This is a genomic window from Streptomyces sp. CA-111067 (genome assembly GCF_050956065.1).
Taxonomy (GTDB): domain Bacteria; phylum Actinomycetota; class Actinomycetes; order Streptomycetales; family Streptomycetaceae; genus Actinacidiphila.
The window spans coordinates 65,235-89,613 of sequence record NZ_CP192103.1; the positions used below are offsets into that span (position 1 = coordinate 65,235).

25 protein-coding genes and 1 pseudogene are annotated in these 24,379 nt (G+C 71.2%); 10 read left to right on the forward strand and 16 right to left on the reverse strand.

All coding sequences use genetic code 11. The features are described from left to right. Positions 1-14: 14 nt before the first annotated feature. From ACQPW6_RS00280 to ACQPW6_RS00315, 8 genes are all read right to left on the reverse strand, one after another. Positions 15-2,315 (reverse strand): hypothetical protein, encoded by a 2,301-nt coding sequence (locus ACQPW6_RS00280; RefSeq protein ID WP_433887433.1) that lies wholly within the window; start codon positions 2,313-2,315, stop codon positions 15-17. A 415-nt stretch (positions 2,316-2,730) separates the two neighbouring features. Further along, positions 2,731-3,087, reverse strand: a complete 357-nt coding sequence (locus ACQPW6_RS00285; protein WP_433887434.1) for an STAS domain-containing protein — start codon at positions 3,085-3,087, stop codon at positions 2,731-2,733. After that, a complete protein-coding gene (locus tag ACQPW6_RS00290) occupies positions 3,084-4,367 on the reverse strand; it encodes a PP2C family protein-serine/threonine phosphatase (RefSeq protein WP_433887435.1) in 1,284 nt (427 codons plus the stop codon). Before ACQPW6_RS00290 ends, ACQPW6_RS00285 begins: the two co-directional genes overlap by 4 nt. Beyond that, positions 4,367-5,188: an alpha/beta fold hydrolase gene (locus ACQPW6_RS00295; RefSeq protein ID WP_433887436.1), complete on the reverse strand. Its 822-nt coding sequence runs from the start codon at positions 5,186-5,188 to the stop codon at positions 4,367-4,369. Before ACQPW6_RS00295 ends, ACQPW6_RS00290 begins: the two co-directional genes overlap by 1 nt. A gap of 128 nt (positions 5,189-5,316) precedes the next feature. After that, a complete protein-coding gene (locus ACQPW6_RS00300; RefSeq protein ID WP_433887437.1) occupies positions 5,317-6,294 on the reverse strand; it encodes an asparaginase in 978 nt (325 codons plus the stop codon). A 34-nt stretch (positions 6,295-6,328) separates the two neighbouring features. After that, entirely contained in the window at positions 6,329-6,724 is a 396-nt protein-coding gene (locus tag ACQPW6_RS00305) for a cupin domain-containing protein (protein ID WP_433887438.1), read from the reverse strand. Between the two features lie 46 nt (positions 6,725-6,770). Further along, entirely contained in the window at positions 6,771-7,067 is a 297-nt protein-coding gene (locus ACQPW6_RS00310) for a YciI family protein (RefSeq protein ID WP_433887439.1), read from the reverse strand. Positions 7,068-7,111: 44 nt separating this feature from the next. Next, the gene (locus ACQPW6_RS00315; RefSeq protein ID WP_433887440.1) at positions 7,112-8,443 is read right to left on the reverse strand and encodes an MFS transporter; all 1,332 of its coding nucleotides are present in this window, start codon (positions 8,441-8,443) and stop codon (positions 7,112-7,114) included. A gap of 55 nt (positions 8,444-8,498) precedes the next feature. On the opposite strand from ACQPW6_RS00315, the gene ACQPW6_RS00320 reads away from it, so the two are divergent. Together ACQPW6_RS00320 and ACQPW6_RS00325 are read left to right on the forward strand one after the other, a co-directional pair. After that, entirely contained in the window at positions 8,499-9,485 is a 987-nt protein-coding gene (locus tag ACQPW6_RS00320; protein ID WP_433887441.1) for an ArsR/SmtB family transcription factor, read from the forward strand. A 231-nt stretch (positions 9,486-9,716) separates the two neighbouring features. Further along, on the forward strand, positions 9,717-10,193 hold the full coding sequence (locus tag ACQPW6_RS00325; protein WP_433887442.1) for a MarR family winged helix-turn-helix transcriptional regulator: 477 nt from the start codon (positions 9,717-9,719) through the stop codon (positions 10,191-10,193). A gap of 127 nt (positions 10,194-10,320) precedes the next feature. Here ACQPW6_RS00325 and ACQPW6_RS00330 read toward each other — a convergent pair whose 3' ends face one another. Both ACQPW6_RS00330 and ACQPW6_RS00335 read right to left on the reverse strand, forming a co-directional pair. After that, entirely contained in the window at positions 10,321-11,502 is a 1,182-nt protein-coding gene (locus ACQPW6_RS00330; protein WP_433887443.1) for a PP2C family protein-serine/threonine phosphatase, read from the reverse strand. Positions 11,503-11,575: 73 nt separating this feature from the next. Beyond that, positions 11,576-11,875: an STAS domain-containing protein gene (locus ACQPW6_RS00335; protein ID WP_433887444.1), complete on the reverse strand. Its 300-nt coding sequence runs from the start codon at positions 11,873-11,875 to the stop codon at positions 11,576-11,578. Positions 11,876-12,163: 288 nt separating this feature from the next. Between ACQPW6_RS00335 and ACQPW6_RS00340 the strand changes: the two genes are divergently transcribed. From ACQPW6_RS00340 to ACQPW6_RS00350, 3 genes are all read left to right on the forward strand, one after another. After that, a complete protein-coding gene (locus ACQPW6_RS00340; protein WP_433887445.1) occupies positions 12,164-12,382 on the forward strand; it encodes a hypothetical protein in 219 nt (72 codons plus the stop codon). A 133-nt stretch (positions 12,383-12,515) separates the two neighbouring features. Next, on the forward strand, positions 12,516-13,835 hold the full coding sequence (locus ACQPW6_RS00345) for a protein kinase domain-containing protein (RefSeq protein ID WP_433887446.1): 1,320 nt from the start codon (positions 12,516-12,518) through the stop codon (positions 13,833-13,835). A 62-nt stretch (positions 13,836-13,897) separates the two neighbouring features. After that, positions 13,898-15,502, forward strand: a complete 1,605-nt coding sequence (locus tag ACQPW6_RS00350) for a phospholipase D family protein (protein ID WP_433887447.1) — start codon at positions 13,898-13,900, stop codon at positions 15,500-15,502. Between the two features lie 171 nt (positions 15,503-15,673). Here ACQPW6_RS00350 and ACQPW6_RS00355 read toward each other — a convergent pair. Further along, a pseudogene (locus tag ACQPW6_RS00355) lies at positions 15,674-15,943 on the reverse strand (ricin-type beta-trefoil lectin domain protein); the annotation flags it as partial. A gap of 216 nt (positions 15,944-16,159) precedes the next feature. On the opposite strand from ACQPW6_RS00355, the gene ACQPW6_RS00360 reads away from it, so the two are divergent. Beyond that, a complete protein-coding gene (locus tag ACQPW6_RS00360; protein WP_433887448.1) occupies positions 16,160-16,519 on the forward strand; it encodes a VOC family protein in 360 nt (119 codons plus the stop codon). A 20-nt stretch (positions 16,520-16,539) separates the two neighbouring features. On the opposite strand, the gene ACQPW6_RS00365 is transcribed toward ACQPW6_RS00360, so the two are convergent. Then, positions 16,540-17,193: a TetR/AcrR family transcriptional regulator gene (locus ACQPW6_RS00365; protein WP_433887449.1), complete on the reverse strand. Its 654-nt coding sequence runs from the start codon at positions 17,191-17,193 to the stop codon at positions 16,540-16,542. 145 nt (positions 17,194-17,338) lie between these two features. Between ACQPW6_RS00365 and ACQPW6_RS00370 the strand changes: the two genes are divergently transcribed. Further along, positions 17,339-18,256: an NADP-dependent oxidoreductase gene (locus ACQPW6_RS00370; protein WP_433887450.1), complete on the forward strand. Its 918-nt coding sequence runs from the start codon at positions 17,339-17,341 to the stop codon at positions 18,254-18,256. 146 nt (positions 18,257-18,402) lie between these two features. On the opposite strand, the gene ACQPW6_RS00375 is transcribed toward ACQPW6_RS00370, so the two are convergent. From ACQPW6_RS00375 to ACQPW6_RS00385, 3 genes are all read right to left on the reverse strand, one after another. Further along, on the reverse strand, positions 18,403-19,026 hold the full coding sequence (locus ACQPW6_RS00375; RefSeq protein WP_433887451.1) for an NADPH-dependent F420 reductase: 624 nt from the start codon (positions 19,024-19,026) through the stop codon (positions 18,403-18,405). Positions 19,027-19,112: 86 nt separating this feature from the next. Beyond that, entirely contained in the window at positions 19,113-19,841 is a 729-nt protein-coding gene (locus ACQPW6_RS00380; protein ID WP_433887452.1) for an SDR family oxidoreductase, read from the reverse strand. 199 nt (positions 19,842-20,040) lie between these two features. Continuing rightward, a complete protein-coding gene (locus tag ACQPW6_RS00385) occupies positions 20,041-20,979 on the reverse strand; it encodes a LysR family transcriptional regulator (protein WP_433887453.1) in 939 nt (312 codons plus the stop codon). 136 nt (positions 20,980-21,115) lie between these two features. Between ACQPW6_RS00385 and ACQPW6_RS00390 the strand changes: the two genes are divergently transcribed. The 3 genes from ACQPW6_RS00390 to ACQPW6_RS00400 all read left to right on the forward strand — a co-directional run bounded on the left by ACQPW6_RS00390 (position 21,116) and on the right by ACQPW6_RS00400 (position 23,251). Continuing rightward, on the forward strand, positions 21,116-22,048 hold the full coding sequence (locus tag ACQPW6_RS00390; RefSeq protein WP_433887454.1) for an NAD-dependent epimerase/dehydratase family protein: 933 nt from the start codon (positions 21,116-21,118) through the stop codon (positions 22,046-22,048). A 57-nt stretch (positions 22,049-22,105) separates the two neighbouring features. After that, a complete protein-coding gene (locus ACQPW6_RS00395) occupies positions 22,106-22,600 on the forward strand; it encodes an SRPBCC domain-containing protein (protein ID WP_433887455.1) in 495 nt (164 codons plus the stop codon). A gap of 147 nt (positions 22,601-22,747) precedes the next feature. Next, positions 22,748-23,251: an SRPBCC domain-containing protein gene (locus ACQPW6_RS00400; protein WP_433887456.1), complete on the forward strand. Its 504-nt coding sequence runs from the start codon at positions 22,748-22,750 to the stop codon at positions 23,249-23,251. A 240-nt stretch (positions 23,252-23,491) separates the two neighbouring features. Here ACQPW6_RS00400 and ACQPW6_RS00405 read toward each other — a convergent pair whose 3' ends face one another. Further along, a complete protein-coding gene (locus ACQPW6_RS00405; RefSeq protein ID WP_433887457.1) occupies positions 23,492-23,614 on the reverse strand; it encodes a hypothetical protein in 123 nt (40 codons plus the stop codon). Positions 23,615-24,379 lie beyond the last annotated feature (765 nt).

Genomic DNA, 24,379 nt, shown 5'->3' on the forward strand with positions numbered 1-24,379 from the left:
CGGGTAGTGGCGGTCTATGGCACGTAGACCTTGCCGTACTCGCTCAGCCAGGGGCCGCGGCCGTCGCGGGGTTGCACGGTGAACGTCCAGGCGTAGCTGCCGGCGGGGACCTGGTGGCCCGGGGAGGTCGTCAGGTCCCAGGAGGCGGTGACGTTCGTGCCGTTGCGGGCGGTGCCGGTGCGGGTGGCGACGACCTTGCCCACGGTGTTCTTGATCGCCAGGGTCCAGGGGCCGGTCGGGCGGGAGTAGTCCCACTGGCCGGTGAACGGGATCGGCGTGTTGCCGAGGCTCGCGCCCGAGTCGATGGAGCGCAGCAGGTTGATGTTCTGCGGGACGATGCCCGCCAGCGGCAGGATGTGGATGCGCTGGCCGGCGTCCACGTAGGCGACGCCGCCGCCGTACTTGTCCACCGACCAGGTCACCCCGCGGTCGTCGGTGTAGTTCCCGGCGGCCAGGTCGGCCACGTCACCGGTGACCGCGGTGCCGCTGTGGAAGTCGGTCAGGACGAGCTTGCCGCGGGACTTGTCGTGCCGCACCAGGTAGCCGTCGCCGAGCAGGGTGTCGGTACCGGCGGGTACGGGGATGTTCTTCCCGGTCTTCCAGTCGTAGACCCCCGCCGTGCTCCCGCACGACCAGTACAACCACCGGTCGTCCGCCTGGAGTTCGGCGAACGAGGCGCAGGTCGCCGCGGTCTGGAACGTGCTGCCGAACGTGCGGTTGGTCAGGTTGTACGGGCGCGCGCTGCCCTTGCCGGCGGTGCCCGGCACCCAGAAGATGTTGCCCCACAGGGCGGCGGCGCTGGTGGTCCGGCTCACCTCGGGCCGGCCGCTGTATCCGATACCGAAGTCGGCCACCCACTGCTTGCCCTGCGAGGGGCTGGTGATCAGGATGTGGCCGTCCGACGCGTCCGAGACGACGTTGTCCGTCGCACCGGTCTCCACGTCGTAGCTGGCGTTGGACGCGCCAGGAACGGGTGCCTCGACCCAGTCGCTGCCTGGTCCGGTGGCGGCGGCACTACCGGTACCGAGGCCGACGAGAGGTGCACAGAACACGCCGGCTCCACAGCTTCTGGGGGAAGGGAGACTGATGTGCCACGGCTGCGTCGCGGCGCCGACGGTCGGCGCGGCGCCCGTACCCACCGCACGGCTGAGCATCTCCGCAGACTGGGTGACGGTGCTTCGGTAGAGCAACTGCCCTGCGCTGTACGTCAGTCCGTAGATCACGGCGGGCACCGGCGGCAGCGCGCGGACCGCGGTGAGGACCGGGTCGGCTCCGGGAGCCGCGGTGACCTTCCGCACCGCCCAGTCGTCGGGACCGGCGCCGCCGACCACCAGCACGGAGCCGTCGGGCGCGACGGCGAAGGACGAGTCGGAGACGGGCAGCAGGGTCTGCACGGTGCTGCCGCCGACCGGAACGCTGAGCAGCGGCAGGCCGGTCTGGCCGCCGGGGTCGCCGGGCCCGCCGAGGATGAGCGGTCCCCGCCGCACGAAGAGCACCCGGTCGCCGACGGGCACCGGGCTCACGTCGATGTCGCTCTTGACGGCTGCGGGGAAGGCCGTCGTCTCCACCGCGCCGGACGGGTCGTCCAGGCGCACGGAGTACGCCGTCGTCCCGCCCGGCTGGGACGTGAGCACCCGAGTGCCGCCGATGATCGTCCGGTACTGGGTGGCGGCCGGCACCGACGCGAAGATCTCCGTCGCGGAGGCGTCGGCGTAGCGCATCAGATACGTGTGGGAGACCCCGCTGACGCTCAGGTGGAAGGCGGCGTAGTCGGAACTCTGTGCGACCAACGTGTAGTTGGTCGCGCCGGCCGGTGTGCCGGTGACAGGCTGATCGGCTGTCGTGCTGTCGGCTGCCATTCGCAGGATGTGCAGCCCGGCTGTGTCGGCCGAGACGACGGCGTCGGACCGGAAAGCACCGGTGAACCGCTGACCGCCAGGCACCTGCACTGTCGCCACGGTGGCGGCGGTGGCCAAGTCGATGGCCTTGACGGTGGCGCCGGCCACGCTCGCTCTGAGGCCGGCGTTCAGCAAGGAGACCGACGACGGGACGGAGGCTCCCTGGGCACCGGTTGCCTCGTCCACCCACCGGGTGGTGCCGGCCTCGCTGGTGGCGAGATAGCCGGCGGCGCCGGCGGTGAGCAGCGTCTCCTGGGTGGGCTCCCAGCGGCTGCCGGCCGGGACGACGGTCTCCGGCTCGGCGGCACGCGGGGCGGCAGCGGGAGTGGCGGCGTGGACGGCCGGGGCGAGCCCGGCGCTGAGTACGACGGTGGTGGCGGTGGCGGTCAGGCCGCGGGCGAGCGCATGTCGGGACACGTCGTCATCCTTGTCGGAAAGGGTGAGCGGGCCCGTCGTGGGCCGCGGTCGGGCGAGCAGGTCCGCCACCGGGCCGCACGCTGCCGGGCCACCGCCTGGACGGCCCGTGGCCGCCGCCTTCCCCCGACAAGGTCCCCACCCCGTGCATCCCCGCCCCCTGCTGCCACCCGCCCGCGAACCGGAAGGTCCGCCTCCGCGAACCGCCTGGTCAACCCCCCACGGGCCGGCTGGCGGCAGCACTCTAGCAGCGAACTGCTCCCGCGACGGGCGGGTTCAGAGGTCCGGATTGGTGGTGGGCGACAGCAATTCGAGAACGCATGACGCGATCATGGCGGTTGGGTCGGATCGGCCCGTGACCGCCCCACCTCACCGACCTCCCTTGGTGCCGACTGCCGGGCCGCGGCCTCGGGGCACGTCAGACCGCCGGGGGTGTCCAGGCGTCCGTCGCGGCTTGGGCGGTCGGGTGGGTGGGGAAGACTGCTTCCAGTCCCACGACGTGGAAGATCCGGTCGATACGGGACGGGACGGCGGCCAGCGCGATGGACGCGCCGGCCTGCAAGGCGTGGTTGCGGGCGGCGATCAGGGCCGAGATGCCGCTGGAGTCGCAGAAGGCGACGGCGCCCAGGTCGACGACGAGGAGCTGGCCCGGCAGCAGGGACAGGTGGAGCAGGTGGGCGCGGACCCGGGGGGAGGTGACGTGGTCGAGGCCGCCGGTCAACTCCAGGACGGGGCCGCTCGGGGCGGTGCGGGTGTGGATCGTCAGATCGTTCACTGCTGCTCTTCACGGGTCGGTCGGGGCACGGTGACAGCCAGCAGTGCGGTGTCGTCGTCCACGCCGGTGCCGAGGCTGTCGAGCAGGTCGCTCAGTGCGCGGATGACGGCGGTCGCAGAGGCCGGGGCCAGGGACCGCGCGAGGTCGAGAAGGGCTTCGTCGCCGTAGCGGCCGCCGGATTGGTCCGCGTGGGCCTCGGTGAGGCCGTCGGTGTAGAGCAGCAGGGTGTCGCCGGCGCGCAACCGGACGGTGGTGGTGGCGATGTGAGGGTCCGGCAGGACACCGACGAGCTGGCCGCCGGGGGTCGGCAGGTAGTCGGCGGTGCCGTCGGCGCGCACCAGCACCGCCGGGGGGTGGCCGCCGCTGGCCAGGGTGATCTGGAACCCGCCGTGCTCGTCCGGGGTGAGCACGCCGAAGATGACCGTGCAGAACCGCGGGTCGATGCCGATGTACTCGTGGCTGAGCACGGTGTTGAGGTTGGCCAGCACCGCCGCCGGCTCGGGGTTGTACACGGCTGCGGCCCGCAGGGTGTAGCGGGCCAGCGAGGTGATGGCGGCCGCCGCGGCGCCCTTGCCGCACACGTCTCCGAGGAACAGCCCCCAGCTCCCGTCGCCGAGCGGGAACAGGTCGTAGAAGTCGCCGCCGACCTTGTCGGCGGAGGCGATGTGGTAGTGCGCGGCGATCTCCAGGCCGGGCACGTCGGCCAGGGCCGGCGGCAGCAGCGTCGCCTGGAGGGTGGCGGCCAGCTGCTGGAGGCGCTTGCGTTCGCTGTCGGACTCCCGGCGGGCGCGCAGCAGTTCCTCCTCGTAGGCGCGGCGGTCCCGCGCGTCGAAGATCATGCTCCGGATCAGCAGTGGCTTCCCGTCGCCGCCGGTCTTGACGGTGGAGGTGACCAGGACGGGCAGCCGGGTGCCGTCGGCGGCCTTCATCTCCAGCGCGATGCCGTTGACCTCGCCCTGCATCTGCAGCAGCGGCGCGAAATGCGTCTCGTGGTAGAGCTTGCCGCCCACGGTGAGCAGGTCGGCGAAGCGCCTGCGGCCGACCAGGTCCTCGCGACGGTAGCCGATCCAGTTCAGCAGCGTGGCGTTGACCTTGGCGATCTGGCCGTCCAGCAGCGTGGACAGGTACCCGCAAGGGGCGTTGTCGTACAGGTCCTCCGCGCTGTCCTCCAGCAGCGCGGAGAACGAGGCATCCTCCTGGGACGGGCCGTGGCCGGGACCACCCTCGCCACCGCCGGCCAGGCCACCACCACCGCCGGCCGCGTCACCGGTGCCGGACATCACCGGGCCGCACCGCCGGCTCCGGCCGCGAACGCCGCGATGGCGTCCGCTGTCGCCTCCGGCGCGCTCAGCTGCGGGCAGTGCCCGGTGGCGGGCAGCGTCACCAGCCGGCTGCCGGGAATCCGGGCCTGCACGAAGGCGCCCACCTCCGGCGGCGCGATCACGTCGCTGGCGCACTGCGCGACCAGCGTCGGCACGCTCACCCCGGCGAGGTCGGCGCGGTTGTCGGACAGGAACGTGGCGCGGGCGAAGACCCGGGCGATCTTCGGGTCGGTCCGGCAGAAGCTGTTCGTCAGCTCCTCCCCCAGCTCAGGGCGCTGCGGGTTGCCCATGATGACCGGTGCCATCACCGCCGACCAGCCCAGGTAGTTCGACTCCAGCGACTCCAGCAGCTCCTCGATGTCCTGCGCGCTGAACCCGCCCCGGTAGCCGGCCTCCGGGTCGTCGATGTAGCACGGCGACGGCGTCAGCAGCACCAGGCCGGCGAACAGCTCCGGCTCCGCCGCGGCGGCCAGCACCCCGACCATCGAGCTCACCGAGTGCCCCACGAAGACCACCGGGCCCGGATCCAGGTCCCGCAGGATCTCCAGCACGTCCTGCGCGTAGCCGTCCAGGCCCGCGTAGCGCTCCTCGCTCCACGCCGACAGGTCGGAGCGGCCCGCCCCGACGTGGTCGAAGACCACCACCCGGAAATCCCGCTCCAGCGCGGGCAGCACCAGCCGCCACATGTTCTGGTCGCACCCGAAACCGTGTGCCAGCACCACCACCGGCCCGTCGGGCCGGCCCGAGACCACCACGTGGTTCCTGCTTCGTACGTCCATACGAACCATCCTCCCACCAGCACGCATACCCCGGCTGCACGGCACGATGGGGGGCAGCTCTGCGCCCCCGGGCATCGGTCGCCCCGCCCGGCGCGGCCCGGTCACCGCGCCGCGGACGGACCGGGGGCTCACCCCATCAGGGCGAAGGCGTCCTCGATGCCGGCACGTCCGGATCCGGTCGCCAGCAGCAGCCGCAGGAGTACGCGGGCCTTGTACGGGTCGAGGAAGCCGCCGTCGATGAGTCCGCGCCGCCGCAGGTCGGACTCCGACCCCGGCGCCTGGTAGGTGTGCCGCAGGACCGAACCGCTCCCGGTGCGGGAGGTCAGCACCACCGGCATCCGCTCTGCCAGCGCGCCGAGCCGGGCGGCCAGCACCCCGGGGACGTGGCCGGCGCCGAATCCGGCGACGACCAGGCCCGCGTGAGTGGCCGCCAGACCGTCCAGCTGCGTTCCGTCGTCGTCCAGGGTGACCACGTGCAGGGCCACCCGGGCACGGTCGAGCCGCTCGCGGTCGACGTCGGCCGGCCACGGCGGCCGGCGAGGCGCGTCCAGGAGCATCCGCACCCGGCCCTCGACGACCCGTCCGAGCGGGCCGGTGCTGGGTGAGGCGAAGGTCGCGGGGCTCGTGCTGTGCGTCTTGCGGACCCAGCGCGCCGCGTGGATCTCGTCGTTGAGGACGACGAGGGCTCCCCTGCCGCGCGCCTCCCGCGCCGCGGCCACGAGCACGGCGGCGAGCACGTTGGCCGGGCCGTCCGCGCCGGCCATGGCCGGCTGCCTCATCGCGCCGGTGAGCACGAACGGCGCTTCGTGCGGCCATACGAGGTCGACCAGGAAGGCGGTCTCCTCCAGGGTGTCGGTGCCCTGCGTGACGACGACCCCGCCGGCACCCGCGGCCACCGCTTCAGCGGCAATGGCGACGACGTCGAGGATCTGCCCGAAGGTGAGGCTGCCGCTGGGCACCGATCGCACGTCCCGCACGTCGAGCCGCGTGTCCAGTTCTTCCAGGCCCGGCACGGCCGCGGTGATCTCGGCGCCGGTCAACCGTCCTTCCTGCCCGCGGGCCCGCACCGAGATCGTGCCGCCGAGTGCGATCAGTACGACGTCCAACGCCCGCTCCCGATCTGTTCATGACGCGTACGGCTCATGCCGCCCGGACGCGTTCGTGCTGGGTCTCGGCCCGCGGGGTGACGGCCAGCAGGTCCGCCGGTTCTGCGACCGTCAGCCGGTGCCAGGTTCCAGCCGGAACGATGAACGCGTGGCCGGCCGTCACCGTGGCGAAGGGCTCGTTGCCGGCGTCGTGGTCGCGCAGGTGCACATGGACCGTACCGGACAATACGCACAGCACCTCCTGTCCGGTCGGATGCCGCTCCCATACGTCGGAGTGCAGGGCCTTGCTGTTGTCGGCGTGGATGGCCCCGATGGTCCACAGGCCCGGGTCCGCGGTGCCGGGTCTGGCACTCGGTTCGGCGACACCGCCTTCGCGGAGGTGGACCAGGGTCCGGGACAGGTCGACAGGGCTCGATGTATTTCGGAACATGTTCCGAAACTAACATCGGGCCGCGGACGCTGTCCATTGCCGGGGGTCAGGCGACGCTCTGCCGGTGCCGCGCCAGCTCCGGTGCCGTCTTCGTGGCGATGAACTCCGTCACCCGGTAGGACGTCACCCCGGCGGTCACGAACGGATCGCCGGCCACGATCTCCTCGATGGCGGCCCGGTTCTCCGCCACGGCCAGGATCACTCCCCCGTCACGCGGGTTCTTGGCGCCCGAAGCGAGGAAGTGGCCCTTCTCGTACTGCTTCTCCAGCCACTTCACGTGGTCGGGCAGTACGGCGTCCACCGCGTCGAGCGGTGCGGTGTAGCTCAGCTCCAATACGAACATGATCACGAGCGTACCCCCGGCCGGCGTCGCGGCTGGGGCCGTTCTCACTCCGCCACCGCCACTGCCACCGGCACCGGCCGGTGCCGCTGCGCCCGGCGGACGGCGGGACCCATGGCCAGTCCGGACGCCGCGAACAGCGCCGCGAGCAGCAGCCATCCGGCGAGCCCGTGCTCCAGCGCGGTCACCGTGACGAGTACGGGGCCGAGCATCGTCGCCGCCGCCTGGCCGGCGTTGAACACCCCCTGGTAGGCGCCCATCGCGTCCTCCCTGGCCAGTTCGTAGCTCAGCGACCAGCCGCCGGCCTGCGACAGCACCTCGCCCACGCTTTGCAGCACCGCCGCCGCCAGCAGGACCAGCGAGGCCGCGACGGCGGGCAGGCCGTGCGCCAGCGCGGCCGTCACGCAGAAGGCCGCGACGAACAGCCCGCCGCGGCGGAAGGCCCGTGCGGCCGACCGGAGTTCCTCCGTGCCGCGGGTCGCCCGTACCTGGAACAGCACCACCAGCACGGTGTTGGTGATCAGCAGCGGGGCCACCAGCACGCGCGGGGCGTGGGTGGACTGGACCAGCCACAGCGGGATGCCGATCTCGATCACGGCGAACTGCATGCACAGCAGCGAGTTGATCACCGTGACGGCCAGGAAGGGCCGGTCCCGCAGGGCGCTGCGTGGGGGCGCTGCGGGTGTCGTGCCCCCGGGCCCGGTGGGTGCGGCGCCGGCCGCCGGGACGGGTGCGGGTACGGCGACGGGTGCGGGTGCGGAGATCGGGATCGTCGGCAGGATCAGCGCGACGGCGGCGAAGCTGGCCGCGTCGGCCAGGATCGCCACCGCGTACGCCCCGTGGGTGTCGGCCTGCAGCGCGAGCGAGCCGACCGCCGCGCCGGCGCCGATGGCGACATTGGTGACCGCCCGCAGGTAGGCGCGGCCCTTGACCCGTACGTCCTTGGGGAGCACCTGCGCGTACAGGGCGTTGCGCACCGCGGCCGAGCCCCGGTCCAGCGCGGTGACGGCGCAGGCCAGTACGACGAAGGCGGCGTAGCGGTGCACGGCCACGTAGCCGGCCATGCCGACCGCCTCGACGGTCACCAGCGTCATCAGCACCGGCCTGGTGCCCCACCGGTCCGCCGCCCGGCCGGCCGGGATGCTCGCCAGCACGCCGCACAGTCCGGCCAGCGTGAGCCCCAGGCCGACCCCGGCGGCCCCGAAGTGCAGGGCGCGGGTGAAGAACAGCACGCCGGTGGTCATGAACAGGCCGTTGCCGAAGGCGTTGACGAGGGTGAGCCCGGCCAGCCTGCGGACGACGGGATCGGGATGGAGCAGCCGTCGGCCGCGCTTGCCGGGTACGGGTGAGGGAGTGGCCACTGTGGCGGTCGCGGTCATGCCACCACCTCACCGCCGGCCGGCCGCCCGGCGAATTGATTTAGTGTGGAGCTTAATGATCCGTTTCCGGCTCGGCCTGGCCGACCTCGCCACCACCTCCTTCGCCACCTCGGCCCTCCAGGAGGCGGTGCTGAGCCTGCGCATGTGGACCCACCCCGGCCACTACGCGGAGCAGATGCCGCTGTTCCGGCAGATGCGCCCGGCCTTCGAGCGGCTGGACACCGAGCTGCTGACCTCGCTGGTGGCCACCAACAGGTGGGTGCCCGACTTCCTCACCCCGCGCCCCACCACGCCCTGGCCGGACTTCTCCGCCGAGCTCGCCGCGCTGCGCGCCACCGCCCCGCAGACCGTCGTCGCCGACCTGCGGCGGGCGTACCTGCCGCACGACCGGGCCGTGCCCGCCCGGCTGGCCCGCGGCGTGACGGATCCGCAGGCCACCCTGGACGACATCGCGGACGCGCTGGAGGAGTACTGGACGCAGTGCCTGGCGCCGATGTGGTGGCCGCGGGCCCGTTCGGTCCTGGAGGCGGACATCGTGTACCGCGCGCGGATGCTCGCGGAGCGCGGGGCGGACGGGCTGTTCGCCGATCTGTGCCACCGGCTGCACTGGGAGGAGGGGGCGCTGTCGATCGTCTGGGACCGGCCGATGGCCATCCCCGACGCCGAGGTGCACGTGGGCGGCCGGGGGCTGGTGCTGGCCCCGACCTGCTTCGCCCGCGGCGCGATCACCACGATCGACAACGCGGCGCTGCCCTGGATCAGCTACCCGGCCCGCGGCCGGGCGACGATGACCGAGAACCTCCGTCCGCCGCCCTCGCAACCGGCGTTGCAGCGGCTGCTGGGGGTACCGCGCGCCGGGCTGCTCACGCTGCTCGCCGAGCCCGCCTCCACCACGGAACTGGCCCGCCGGCTCGGCGTCAGCGCCAGCGCGGTCAGCCAGCACCTCGCCGTGCTGTCCGCCGCCCGGCTGGTGACCAGCGCCCGGCACGGCCGGATGGTGCTGTACGCGCGCAGCCCGCTGGGAGACGAACTGTGCCGCTGAGCGTACTTCGCCGCGCTCAGGGTAAGGCGGATCCCACAGGGCGATATGCGGTGGCCCGGCGGGCGGAGGTGATCGTTGTGCGGTTGCTCTGCGTGCTGCGTGCAGGTCACCGGATCGCCGAGGCACCAGGGCCCGGCCCTTCGGGGCCGGCAGCGATGCGCACGCCGGTCGGGCCCCGAGGCGGACTGGGCGGGCTCGGCCGTGTTCTCGTGCCCGGAGTCTGAGAACGACGTGGCCGGCCGCGGCGCGGAACGTGCTGGGCTGCTGGAGCTCGCCGAGCAGATGTCCGATGCCGTCCGGCGGCTGGCCCTGGTGTGGGACCGGGCACCGCTGAGCGTCAACCCACGGCTTTCCGCTCAGCAGTTGGTGACCCTGGAGAGCGTCAGCGCCTCGCCGGGGATCAACCTGACCGGCCTCGCGGACGTGGTCGGCGTGGGTCACTCTGCCGCGAGCCGCCTGTGCGACCGGCTCGAGGCGGCCGGGCTTCTGGAACGCCGGATCCCGCCCGAGAACCGCCGGGAGATCCACTTGACGGCCACCTCGCGCGGGCGAAGCCTGCTGGACGAGGTCGAGGCGCGGCGCCGTCAGGACCTGGCCGCGATCCTCGCGGAGATTCCGCCGGACCGGCGGGGCGAGCTGCGCGACGGCCTGCGGGCGGTGTCGGCGCTCGACCGCGGCGGCGCGGGGCGGCAGGACCCTCGGGGCTGAGCCGGTCGGCGGGGTCGCGGGGCTGGGCCGGGCCGCAGAACGCTTGGGCCTGCTTGCCGGATCGTTGGGCCGGCCGGTCGGCGGGATCGCGGGCCGGTCGGCGGGAACCTCTGGCGTGGTCTCGGGCTCAGCTCCGGGGGGCCGTGGGCCGGCCCGTCCAGTCGAGGCACACCACCGCCGCGTCGGCCTCGATGTCGGTCGTCCCGACATGGTCGAAGAGGCTGCCGACCACGGAGCGGGCGGTGTCGTAGGGGCCGGCTTCGCGGGAGGCGTGGATGCCGTCGCGCAGCGAGGCCCGGCCGAACTCGGTCCCGTCCTCGGCCTGGGCGCCGTGCACTCCCGAGCTGACCACGATCAGCCGGTCACCGGGTTCGACGTCGAAGGTCTGCTCGACGTAGGGGGTGTCCTCGAACATGCCCAGCGGCATCTGCGGGGTCAGTCCGACGCGCTCGACGCGTCCCTGCCGATGGCGGTAGATGTGCGGCGATCCCGCGTCGACGGCGCTCACCCGCCCGTTCGCCAGGTCGAACCGGAGCAGCAGGGTGGAGGCGTGGGAGGTGCCCCCGTACTGCGCGTAGACGGCCTGGTCGGCCAGGCACGCCTGGCCGACCACGTCGAGACCGGCCCGCCGGGCGTTGCGCATCGCGTTGACCGTCAGGCTGGTCAGCAAGGAGGCGTCCACGCCCTGGCCCATGCCGTCGGTCACGGTGACGATGAGGTGGTCGGCGCTGCTGGCCCAGTCGAAGTTGTCACCGCCGACGGCGTAGGCGGGTTCCAGGTGGCCGCCCAGGGTGAACTCCTGCCGGCTGCATCCGCAGCCGGGGAGCAGTTGCCACTGCATCTCGGCGGCCAGCGTCAGCCGCCTGCGCCGCCGGGCCTGCTGGAAGAGGTCCGTCTCCCGGTCGGCGATGAGGAGTTCATGGCCGAGCGCGACGGCGAACTCGGCGATCTCGTCGACCATGTCCTGGCCGGCGTCCGTGCCCGGCAGCTTCACCGACAGCACGCCGAAGCGGTCGCCGCGCACCGTCATGGGTACGTGCGTCTCGACGGTCTCCCCCACCCGTTCCACGACGGGTTGCTGCGTCGAGAACGCCGTCCCGCAGGGGCCGTCGACGGCGGACAGGCTCTCGGCGGCGTGCGGGAGCACGGTGACCGGCTGAAGGACGGTGCGACCGTAGTCGGCGAGCAGCACGATGGCGTCCTGCGCGCCGGTCAGTTCGATCAGCAGCGAACGGGCGGTCGGGATCAGGTCGTGCGGTGCAGCCTCGCGCAGGGCGCGGCTCACGTCATGGCCGAACATGCTCGCCATCTCCACTCCGGAGCCTTGACTGCGACGGGGTCGCGGACAGGCCGCGCGCTCCTTACGCCCTACTCCTTACGCCTTACGCCACGATCGGGAACAGTACATCGGCCCCGGTGACGGCCAGCACATGGACGACGCAGGAGCTCGGGGCACGCAGGCGGACACTGCCTCCCTCGCCCAGAGCCCTGTCCCGGGCCCGCAGCAGCGCGTTGAGGAACGTGGAATCGGCGAAAGTGACGCCCGACAGGTCCAGGACGAGGTGCGGGTGATGCCTCGCCGCCTGCTCCAGTGCGTGCTGTAAGGGGCCGATCCCGTCCAGATCGGCCTCCCCGGCGACACCGATCACGCTGGGCGTTCCCAGCTGCAGGGTGACAGCCATCCGGGTCCGGGCGCGTGGCGCCGGAACCTCACGCTGGTCCATGAACTCACGCTCCGATCTCGAACTGTTGTCGTCTGGCAATTGTTACCCTGCCACATCCGCGGCCGCCCGCGTCACGGCGGGCGGTAAAGGTTTCCCGCGCCCTACCCCTCACGCGGGCCGACGCGCCGGGCGGCAGCCGCGGCGCCGTGGCGAACGGGCCCGCTCTCGGATCGTATCGGCTGGTCAGGGCGGCCCGGATGTGGGACGGGGACGGTTTCGGATGGGGAAGACGGGAACACGTAGTCCATGACGAATTCCGATGACACGACGAAGACGCCGCATGCTCACGGGTCTCAGCCGAGCACCCGCCCGGGCTCCGACGAACCGCAGACCATCACGGCTCCGACGCCGCCCGTCGGGCAGAGCAGCGAGCCTCCGGAGGAGGCCGACGTCACCGACGAGGACGAGAGGGCCGAGCAGCCCGGTGCCGGCGGGAACGAGAAGTCGTCGTCCTCGGACGACTGAGCCCGAATCGGGAAGGCCGCTCTGAGCAGGGTGCGCCACACCGGGTTCCCGCCTCCGGCCTGTGGGGCGGCGGGGGTGGGGAGCGGCTGTGCGGGTAGGCGGCAGGAAACCGTCGTCGTCGCTGGAGATTCCCATGGACGCCCCTCAAGGCTCGAGAGAACCTCGCAGCGCGCAGGCAGGCGACATTCTCGATGGCCGGTACCGGCTGGGCGAGGTGCTGGGCGTGGGGGGTACCGCCGACGTCTTCCAGGCCGTGGACGTCACGTTGCAGCGCAAGGTCGCGGTCAAGGTGTTCCGGCCCGGCGCCACGGCGGTCTCCGTCGGACGCTTCTGCGAGGAGGCGGTCCTGCTGGGCCGGTTCACGCACCCCTCGCTCGTCGCGGTCTACGACACGGGACGGTACTTCGGCGGCGCCTACGTGGTGATGCAGCTGGTGAAGGGCGTCACCCTGCGCGAACGCCTCACCGGGGGCCGGCTGACCGCCGCCCAGGCGGCCCAGCTCTGTGCCCGACTGGCCTCCGCGCTCGCACATGTGCACGCCGCCGGGATCGTCCACCGGGATGTGAAGCCCTCCAACGTGCTGCTGGGGCCCGGCGACACGCCCTACCTGACCGACTTCGGGATATCCCGGCTGATCGACGAGTCCACGCGCGCAGAGCCCGGGACCGTCGTCGGCACCGTGCCGTATCTCGCACCGGAGCAGGTGCTCGGCAGGGGCTCCAGCCCCGCCAGCGACGTCTACGCGCTCGGCCTGGTCCTGCTGGAGGCCCTGAAGGGCGAGCGGGAGTACCAGGGTGCCCCGATGGAGGCCGGCACCGCCCGGCTGCTGCGGTCGCCGGACATCCCGGGCTGGATACCGGCGCCCCTGGCGTCCGTCATCGAGGCGATGACCCGGACCGAGCCCGCTGAGCGGCCCGACGCGGCCCGCTGTGACGCGCTGCTCGAAGCGGCTGCCGACGCCGTTTCGCCGACCGTGGCCGCGGACGCCGACACCGTGACCCATCGCCGGGAGCCGCCGGCCACCGGTGCTCCCGCCGCCGGTTCCCGGCCGCGGTCGCGGCGCCGCAGGACGGTACTCGCGGGCACCGCGGCTGCCATCGCGCTGAGTGCGACGGGGGCGATGCTCGTCGCCCTGGACGGTGGGTCCGCGCCGAGCGCCGACACCCGCTCCGGGACCTCGGTCGGCGGATCGGCCGATCCGTCCGCGAACGCAGCGGCCGACCCGCCGGGCGCCCACCGTCCCCGTACGTCCGCCCCCGCCTCGTCCCCCGCCAGGGCTGCCGCGCACACGCCGCCCTCCACCTCCGCTCCGGCGTCCCCCGTCGCCGGGGTGGACCAGCACGGACGGCCCCCCAAGGCCGGCGGCAAGGACGACACCGGCCTTCCCGCCAACAGCCACGGGAAGGCGAAGGGCAAGGGCCACGGCGGTCCGGCCGAACCGAAGAACGGGTAGCCGTCCGGGTGCCGGGGGCACACCGACGGCGGGCCCGCACGGGTGAGGGAAGGACGTAGGCGATGGACCTTCAGGAGTGGCTGCTGACCCCGCGCGAGCGCGGGAATCCGGCGACCCGGCTGGACGCGCGCCGCTCGGACGGGCTCTCCTGGTCCACGGGCAACGAGGTGCGCCCGCTGGTGCACGGGGCGGAGTACTTCGGTGAGCTGCTCGCGGTGATCCGGGCGCAGCGGTCCGGTGACCTGCTGCTGTTCACCGACTGGCGCGGAGACCCCGACGAACCGCTGGGCGGCGCCGGGACGGAGATCGGCACCGTGCTGTGCGACGCCGCCCGGCGCGGTGTGATCGTCAAGGGGCTCGTGTGGCGCTCGCACTGGGACCGGCTGTCGTTCAGCGAGCGGGAGAACGCCCACCTCGGCGCCGAGATCGAGGACGTCGGCGGGGAGTGCCTGCTGGACATGCGGGTACGGGCGGGCGGCTCGCACCACCAGAAGTTCGTCGTCGCACGCCACCCAGGCCGTCCCGAGCGGGACGTCGCCTTCGTCGGCGGGATCGACCTGTGCCACAGCCGCCACGACGACGCCGGGCACGGCGGCGATCCCAGGCCGCAGCCCTTCGCCGCGGCCTACGGGCCCACTCCGCCATGGCACGACGTCCAGATCGCCGTGCGCGGACCGGCCGTCGGCGACGTGGAGGCCACCTTCCGCGAGCGGTGGCAGGACCCCTCCCCGCTGAGCCGCAGCCTGCCGGGACGGCTGCGGCAGGCCGCTCGCCGTCAGGACACCGTCGCCGACCCGCTGCCCGAACAGCTGCCGGACCCGGACCCACGCGGCCGGTCGGCGGTCCAGGTGCTGCGCACGTATCCGCGGCTGCGGCACGGCTACCCCTTCGCGCCGCAGGGCGAGCGCAGCATCGCCCGTGCCTACGGCAAGGCGCTGGCCAGGGCGCGGTCGTTGATCTACCTGGAGGACCAGTACCTGTGGAACGAGGAGGTCTGCACGGGCTTCGCGCAGGCACTGGCCGCCCGGCCGGACCTGCGGATGATCGCCGTCGTACCGCCCGTTCCCGACCAGGACGGCCGGCTCTCCCAGCCGCTCAACGAGATCGGCCGGATCCGCGCGGTGGAGCTGCTCACCCGCGCGGGCGGTGACCGGTTCGCGCTCTACAGCGTGGAGAACCCCGCCGGAACGCCGGTCTACGTGCACGCCAAGGTGTGCGTCGTCGACGACGTCTGGGCCGCCGTCGGCTCCGACAACATCAACCTGCGCTCCTGGACGCACGATTCCGAACTGGCCTGCGCTGTGATCGACGACCGCTCCGACCCGCGCGAGCCGCGCGATCCCGGCGGGATGGGCGACGGTGCCCGCGTCTACGCGCGCGATCTGCGGCTGCGGCTGGCCCGTGAGCATCTGGACCGGCCCGAGGAGGGCGCAGACGACGACCTGCTCCCCTCGCGGGCGGCCTTCGAGGCCTTCGCCCGGTGCGCCGCAGCCCTGGACGCCTGGCACGCCGGCGGCCGCCGCGGCCCCCGCCCGCCGGGCCGGCTCCGGACCTGCCCACTCCCCCGGCTGTCACGCACCGCAGCCGGACTGGCGTCCGCCGCCGCCCGCATCCTCGCCGACCCCGACGGCCGCCCCCGCGCGATGCGTCGGGCGCGCTCCTTCTGAGGTCAGGGGAGCAACGATCGATCGCTCGCGCCGTGCCGAGACGTCAGTACACGCGCACCCCGCCGGCCGTCAGCCGGCGCTGGTTGGCGTTGCCGTTGCAGCCCCACAGCTCGGGTCCCGTGCCGGTGACCAGGGTGCCGCCGTCCGCGGGGGCGACCCGCAGCAGGACGGTCAGGCCAGCTGCCAGACCTGGTTGGCGCCGCCGTCGCAGGTCCAGATCTCCAGCGGGGTGCCGTTGGCCGTGCCGTCGGCGGCGGCGTCCAGGTACTTGCTGTCGTAGACCGTCAACTGGTTCGAGGCCGTCGACGTCCACTTCTCGTTGGTACCGCCACTGCAGTCCCACAGGTCGAGCAGGGTGCCGTTGGCCTGGTTGAAGCCGGAGTCGTCGACGCAGCGGCCGGACTGCCGACCCTTGATCATCCCGGTGGTGGCGCCGCGCGCCCAGACCTGGTTGCCGGACTCGACGCTGCGACCACGATCAGCGCCTCGATCAGCATGCGACGACGCGCTGACGGACCGGGAACCTCCACGACGTCATCGTGCCACGGAGTCAGCCTCGGCCCCGTTCCCGGGCTCTGGTCCCTCGCCGCATCGGAAGCTGTGCACCTGGTCGGGCGCGCACGGCATACCGCTTGAGGCCGCGCTGTTGCGCTGAGCATGCCCAATATCACCGCAGTTGTCGCCCGCGTATTCGTGGAAGACCTTGAAGCCGCGATTCCCCTGTACCAAGAGCTGGCACAGGCCGAAACAGTCAACCGCTTCGCGTTCCGCGATGTGCAACTGGCCCGAGTGGGACCGTTTCTCCTGCTCAGCGGAGACACCGCTGCCTATCGGGACAGAGTGGCGACCCTACTGGTCCAACAGCTCGCCCCAGTGATCACCGCCCTTGAGCGCGTTGGGGCGGACATCATTGACGGCCCCTCGCCAACTCCCAACGGCGACCGCCTCATCGCCGGCCACCCCGATGGATCAGTCTTCGAGTACATCGAGACCGGCACCGCCGAACCACCGGCATGACCACGACGCACCGACCGACGTCACCGCTCTTCGCCTATGCCGGCGGCAGGGGGCATCGCGAATGTCTGGACGTGGTCGATGGCCGCCTGCAAGGCGTCTCTCAGCGGGGCGATGTCCCGGGCCACCTGGGCGAGGAGCATGCCGCCCTGGAAGGCGGAGAGCAGGAGACAGGCCAGCTGAGTGGGATCCGCCTCGGCGTTGATGCGGTGGAGCCTCTGCATCCGTTCGAGTCCGTCTCGGAAGACGTCTCTCCACTGGTCGAAGGCGGCTGCGAGTTCCGTGCGAACGTCGAGGTCCGTCTTGATGATCTCGCCGGCGAGGGAGCCGAGGCTGCAGCCTTCCTGGTAGGAGTGCTCGTAGGCGACGTAGAAGCCCGCCCATTCCCGCAGTGAATCGATGCTTTCGAAGTGGGTGAACCGCTCACTGCGATGGAACGTGAGGACGCGCTCGGCCTGCCACGTGATGACCGCGAGGACGAGGCTCTCCTTGTTCGGGAAGTAGTGGTTGAGCTGTGATCCGCTGACGCCTGCCGCGCGACGGAGCTGTTCGTTGTTCGTCGCGTGGACGCCCTTGGCGTAGATGAGCTCCGCGGCGTGCTCGAGGATGCGTGCCCGGGTCGCCTGCCCCTTGCCCGTGAACTGCTGCGGCACCTGAGCTTCCCTTGTGGCATCCATGCCTCACACCGTACCTCGAATTGGGCTTGACAGCCCATATTCGTACGGTGTTGACTGTCCGTAGTGGGCTAGTAAGCCCAAAAAGAGCCCGTCGTCACGGAACAGCGCACAGGGCCGGCGAGCACGCGGTAACTCGGAGGTAGACATGAAGGCAATCGTCGCGACCGACCAGGACGCGGAAGCGGCCGGGATCAAGCTGGCAGAGAGGCCTGAGCCGACGCCGGCGATCAACGACGTCGTCGTCGAAGTCCATGCATCGGGCTTCGTCCCGGCAGAGTGGGAGTGGCCCTCGACGTGGGTCGATCGCTCAGGCCACGACCGGGCCCCGGCGATCATCGGCCACGAGTTCGCCGGAGTGGTCACCTCCCTCGGCTACGGCACGACGGGACTCTCGCTGGGCCAGCGGGTGTTCGGGATCACGGACTGGCACCGCGACGGAACCCTGGCCCAGTACGCGGCCGTGGAGGCACGCAACCTGGCGCCGCTGCCCGGGAACGTCGACTTCACGGTGGGTGCGAGTCTGCCGATCTCCGGCCTGACCGCATGGCAGGGCCTGTTCCAGCACGGTCGCCTTCGGGCCGGGCAGACCGTCCTGGCACACGGCGCCGCCGGCGCGGTCGGATCCGTGGTGACGCAGCTCGCCCGGGAGTTCGGCGCCTACGTCATCGGCACCGGCCGGGCCGCGGACCGCGAGGCGGCCCTCGACTTCGGCGCGAACGAGTTCCTCGCCCTGGACGGCGAGGAACTCGAAGACATCGAAGGGGTCGACCTGGTCTTCGATGTCATCGGCGGTGACATCCAGAGGCGCTCGGCGAGCATCATCCGGCCCGGCGGGACGCTGGTGTCGGTGGTGGGGCCCGCCGAGACCCGCCCGATCGACGGTCTCGCGGTCGACTTCGTCGTCGAATCCGTTCCGAGTCAGCTGGTGGAGATCGTCGACCGGGTGCGGGACGGGCGCCTTCGTACGCACATCGGAACCGTCGCGACCCTCGACGACGCCGTCCCCGTGCTCAACCCGGCCGAGCGGCGCAAGGGCAAGACCGTCATTCGCGTGCGCCCCTGAGCTTCGGGAACGCTCCGACCGCGCAGGCACTCACGAGTTGGCCGGCTGCGCCCTCGAAGAGGCGCAGTCCGCGGGCAATCTGCGGGAGGCGCCCGGCCCCACCGTTTTCGGTGCCCGGCGCCACGCGCGGGCGGGCGCCGACGCGCTCAGGCGGACGTGTTGACGCCGAGGGTGAAGTTGAAGTTCCCTGCGCCGTGGCGGCCCAGGCCCATCATCACCAGCCCTGTCCCCTCCAGCCAGCGCGCCATCTCCAGGGAGCCGGTGTCCAGCGGCCGCAGCCCGAGGCTCGTGATGAACGCCGCCACAGTTGCCTTGGCCTGGGCGTCGTCGCCGGCGATGAGCACGTCCAGCGGGCGGCCCTGGGCCAGGACGTGGCCGAAGACGGTGTTGAACGCCTTCACGACGTGCGCGCCGGCGGGGGCGACCTTGGCGATCTCCTGCGCGATGGAGGTGCCGACATCGGTGGTCAGCCCGGTGGCGTCGGAATTGAAGGCGTTGGTGATGTCGATGATGACCTTGCCGGCCAGCGCGTGCCCGTACTGGGCGACGACCGGCGCCGCGTTGTCGTGCGGCACGGCGAGGATGACGATGTCGTAGGCCGGTGCGGTGCCGAACGTCCCGGCCGTGGTGCCGCTGCCGAGGGCTTCGGCCAGGTTCTTGGCCCTGGCCGCGTCGCGGCCGATGACCTCGACGGCGTTGCCGCCCGCGACCGCCCGGGCGGCGATGGTGCGGGCCATGTTTCCCAGGCCGATGATGCTGACGTTGCTCATGATGTGTCTCGTTCCTCAGTGGTGACAGATGTGGTGGGGACCCGACCTGCTTGTCGGTATTTCTGCACTGCCGCTCGCGCCGGGGCTCAGGCCCAGCGCGCTCCGCCGTCGACGTGGAGGGTCTCGCCGGTGATGAAAGGGTTGGTCAGCAGCGCGCGGGCGGCAGCCGAGACGTCGGAGGGCTCCCCGACACGGCGCGCCGGCGCGGAAGCCGCGACGCGCTGGAACAGTTCGTGTTTGTCGGGTACCGCGGTGTTCCACGCGCTGGTGGTGATCACTCCGGGCGAGATGGCGTTGACACGGATAGGCGCCAGTTCAACCGCGAGGGCGGATGCCAGCGTGCTGACGCTGCCGTTGGTGGCTGCCATCACGACGCCTCCCGATGACGGCCGCCACGCCCCCAGGCCGGAGAAGAACAGCAGCGATCCCTCTTCGGCGATCATCGGGGCGAAGTGCTTGGCCAGCAGGATGGGTCCGAGGACCTTGGCATCGAAGGCCGCGAGCAGCGCGCGGCGCTCGAGGGAGGCGACCGGCCCGCCGGCCCGCTCCATGGCGACACTGACGAGGTGGTCGAGCGCGCCGACGGCCCTGAGCTGATCCGCGGCTGCCTGGATCGACCCCTCGTCCGACAGGTCGAGAGCGACAGGCCGGACCGCGTCCCCGATGGCCTTCGCCGCGACAGCCGCCTTCTCGATGTCCCGTCCGGCGAGGCTGACTCGCGCACCCTCGCGCAGGATGTCGGCGGCCAGGGCGGCGGCGATGTCCGAGCCGCTCCCCACGATCAGAACGTGTTTGTCCTTCAGCGAATACGCCATCGAAAGCTCCTCGAAGTTGCACAGGACGAGCGGTGAGCCCGCCCTCTGTCTGCCGTGCAACTGCCGACGGGGAGCCATCCTTCCCGTCCTACTATCGATAGAAGTGTGGCTTGCGATAGATATTGCTCATATCCGTCGTCGCTCACGCTGGTGGCGCCGGCCAACGACCTGGTCGCCCACCGCCTCGGCGGGCCGATTCTCAGGAGGACGGTCGCGCCTCCGCGGGAGTCGAGTCGTCCCCTCCGAGTTGGGTTCGCACGTCGCGGGGCACGTGCACGCCGTGTCTGCGCACGGTGGCGATGAAGCGCACGGCGAGCGGGTCGAGCGTGGCGGAGGTGACCGCCACCAGTTGCCTGACCCAGGGCGGTGAGAACGATCGGACCACGCCCGGGAATCCGGGGCTGATCGCGCTCACCGGGCACACCGCGACCCCCAGGCCGGCAGCCGCGAGTTGCGGGGCCGCGACAGTGACCGCCGTCCTCATCACGGGCTCCGGGCGGACTCCGGCCTTGGCGAGGGACCGGTCGAGCCACGTGCTGAGGCCGTTCTCCGGGGCGAAGTGAACGAGGCGCACGCCGTCCAGATCCTGTACGGACACGGCAGGCTGCCGGGCGATGGGGTGGTCCGTCGGTGCGGCCAGCACGATCTCCTCCTCGGCGACGGCGGTGGCCGTGAATCGGTCGGGCACAGGAGAGGGCATCAGCACCACGTCGGCTTCGTCTGCGTCGACGAAGCCGTGAAGCTCTTCCACCGACGTGGACTCACGCAAGGTGATCGTCACCGCGGGGTGACGGTCGTGCCACTCGCGAATGACCGGGGCGAGCACGGAGATCAGGCTCTGCGCGCAGGCCAACCGCAGTGATCCCCCGGTCGCCTCACCGGCTGCGCGGGCCGACCGGACTGCGGAGGCGGCCGCTTCGATCGCCCGTCTGGCGTCCACGACGGCGGCACGCCCGGCAGGAGTGAGCTTGACTCCCCGGGGTTCGCGGCGAAGCAGGATCGTCCCTGTCTCGCGTTCCAGTGCGGCGAGTTGGTGAGAGACAGCGGGCTGCGACGAATGCAGCAGCCGTGCCGCCTGTGTGACCGACCCGGAGTCCGCGACCGCGACAAGGCACTCCAGCGCCCGAAGAGAAGCCATGCCGAAATTTTATCGCATCCCACAGAAGTATGAATATTTTCGAGGGAATGGCTGGTGACCTAGGGCTGCTACACCCCAAGAGAGACCTTCTCGCCCCGAGGCAGGCGGGAGGCAGGTATCGATGGAGGAGAGTTTCATGGCACGAGCATTCGTCACAGGCGGTTCGGGGTTCATCGGCCAAGTGCTGGTCCGTCGGCTTGTCAGTGAGGGGCACACGGTCCGGGCTCTGGTCCGAAGCGAGGGGTCGGCCGCCAAGGTGGCGGCGCTGGGCGCGGAACCCGTCCGGGGCGAGCTGACCGACCCGGCCACGTGGCGGGACGCGGTGAAGGGCAGCGACGTGGTGTTTCACCTGGCTGCCGAAACCGATGTCTCCGCCGACCGCGCACGTCAGGAGGCGGTGACGGTCGGCGGCACTCAGGCGGCGGTGGACGCGGCCCGCTATGCCGAGGTTCCCCGGTTCGTTCACTGCGGAACCGAGGCCGCGCTCCTTGCCGGCGATCCGCTCGTGGACGTCGACGAAACCGCGCCGCTGCGGCCGGACTCGGAAGCCGCCTACTCCGCGGTGAAGGCTGAGGCCGAGGCGATCGTGCTCGACGCGAACGCGCCGGGATTCGCCACGGTGTCGATCCGGCCCAGGATGGTGTGGGGTCCCGGCAGCATCCTCATCGACATGCTGATCGAGTTGGCGAAGGCGGGCCAGTTCGCCTGGATCGAGGGCGGCCGCCACACGACGGAGATCACGTTCGTCGACAACTGCGTCGAGGGCCTCATGCTCGGATGGCAGCGCGGCCGGCCGGGCCAGGCATATTTCGTCACCGACCAACACCGCGTCACCTTCCGGGACTTCTGGGAGACCATGTTCGAGATCCATGGCGTCGACCAGCCGACCGCCGAACTGGACGCCGTGACTGCCGCCCGTGATATCCCCGTGCCCGTTCGATGGTTCCTCGGGCAGACGTGCACCCTGCGGACCGACAAGGCGGTAGCCGAACTCGGGTACCAGCCCATCGTCTCGCACACCGCCGCTCTGGACGCCGTCAAGAACGCTGCGGCCGCAAGCAGGGCGTGAACGCCGACCACGTTCCATCGGAATACGGAATACGGCAAGAGTCATCTGGAGATTTCTGTGTTTGAAGCGATAAATTGGCCGGCGGCCCTGGCCCCCAGTCGCTCCCCGATCCACTTCACCAACGAGATCGAGGTCGAAGCTTCTCCTGAAACGATCTGGTCCCTGCTCGTGGACCCCCGAACCTGGCCCACTTTCTACCCGGGCGTCGAACATGTGCAGCTGCTTGACGGCCATGAATCGCTGCGCCTCGGAACTCGATTCGAAACCAACCTGGCCGGCCAGGACATCTTCGCATCCGTACAGGAGTTTCAGCCGGTGACGCGTATCGCCTGGGGTGGTTACCCCAAGGCGTCGGAAACATCCAGGGCCTACCACGCCTGGATCATCACGCCCACGCCGAGGGGAACCCACCTCTGGACCGAGGAGACGATGCGGGGCCCGCTCTGGATCGAATTGGCGAAGCGGGATCCTGAAGTCTTCTGGCGCACACACGAGAACCTTCTCGCGGCGCTCGCCAAGGTAGCGGCCGCGCGTGACAGTCGCGCCCGCTGACTCGCGGGTGCAGCGGACTGCCGAAGGCGGGAGTCAGTACGCAGTACCAGCGGAATGCGGTCCTCCCGCGACAGCCCGATACACCTCAGACAGCAGTTGGCGCATTGAAGCGTTCCCTCCAACACGTTCGGACAGGAAAAGCAGCGGATGTACGACAAGGTAAATTGGCCCCAGCGGTATGACCCGAAAACGTCGGCTCTCTACGCGCTCAACGATATCGACGTGAAGGCGCCGCCCGAAGTGGTATGGAAGCTGCTCGTCGATGCTGAGAACTGGTCGAGCTACCTTCCTCCCGAAGATAAGGTCAAGATCCTGGGAGATGAGACAGTGCTGGAACTCGGAACCGCTTACAGCCGGGTGACGGTGGGATTTCCCATGACTCTCAACGTGACGGAGCATGAGCCCTTCACCAGGCTCTCGTGGGAGACGACGGTCGACGGTGACGAAACCGGTTCGAGCGCGTACCACGGCTGGGTGATCACGCCCACGAAAAATGGTTGTCACGTGCTGACCGAGGAAACGCAGCAGGGGCCCTTCTTCCTCGATGAAATCGGCCACAAGAATCCCGGTGCGCTCTACCGCTATCACCAGGACTGGGTCGAGCGTCTCGCCCGTGCCGCAGAAGCGGAGGTGGCGAAACCCGCGACCTGACCCGCATACATTCGCCAGGCGCGGGCGATGCTCGTGACCTCGGGCTTTCACCGAGGGCTGTCTGACGGGTGGCCATGAGGAGAGCGACGCCGCGCGCCTGGCCGAGCGGTTGGCCACCTGCCTGGCTGCGAACGGGGCCTGGAGTGTGATCGTCCCCGGCAGTCGGTGCTCACGGACGTCTCGCTGCCCCCACGAAGCGCACTCAAGGTCATACGACCCGGTCTCCGCCGGACAGGTCTGCTACTGCGGGACCTGCCTTGAACCGGCTGACTCCGCCGCCGGTGCCTGATAAGCGGTGAGGACGAGTCGTCCACCGTCGGTGGCCCACCACTCAAGCGTGGCCATGCCCTCGTAGCTGTCCATCGCCCAAGTATCAGGGGCGGGTGGGCGATGGAGCATCAGCAGTACAGCAACTGAACCACAAGACGCGTCAAGAGCTCTGAGGCGGTTGCCCGAGCGCTCGATCCCCCGGCAGTGGCCGATCCCCGCACCCGGGTTGAGCGCCCGACGCTGTCAAGGGCCTGGAAAGTCGTGACTTGGCGGGAGGCCGGTGGGCTTGGAACCGGCCTCCGCGGAGTCCCGGGCAGGATGGTGAGCGCCGTTGTGAGAACGATCAGCTCAGCCTGCGGGGTGGACGGCGGCGCGACAGGAGCGAGGCGGGGGTGCTGCCGGTCGAGGAAGTTCTGCAGTGCAGTTGGGGACTGCGAGCCTGTCGACGCCGGACTGGGCCTGCTCAGCGGTCGGCGCGTCGGGGACGGTGCGCCACCACCGCCGTGGCGTCGAGTGGTTGGCCTTCTCCACGACCGCCTTGCGGTTGCCCCGCCGCGGCGGGCAGATCGCCACATGGACGCCGTGGGCTCTCGCGACCTCGGCGAACGCCGGGGTGACCTGGCCGCTGGAGGGGTCTTTCCGCAGTGGACGGCTCTGCGCGCCACCGGCTTCGCCCGCAAACCTGGATCGGGACGGCGATCGGCCGCCATGCGCACCTCGCCTGAACCGGTCATCAACGAGGTGCGCCGGCGCTGGATCACCGGCCGCCACGGACCAGGACGCGCAGCCGGCGCCGCGATCACCGCAGGCCCGGCACCTCCCCGCACTGTAGGGATTCGGCCATTCTCACCGGCACTT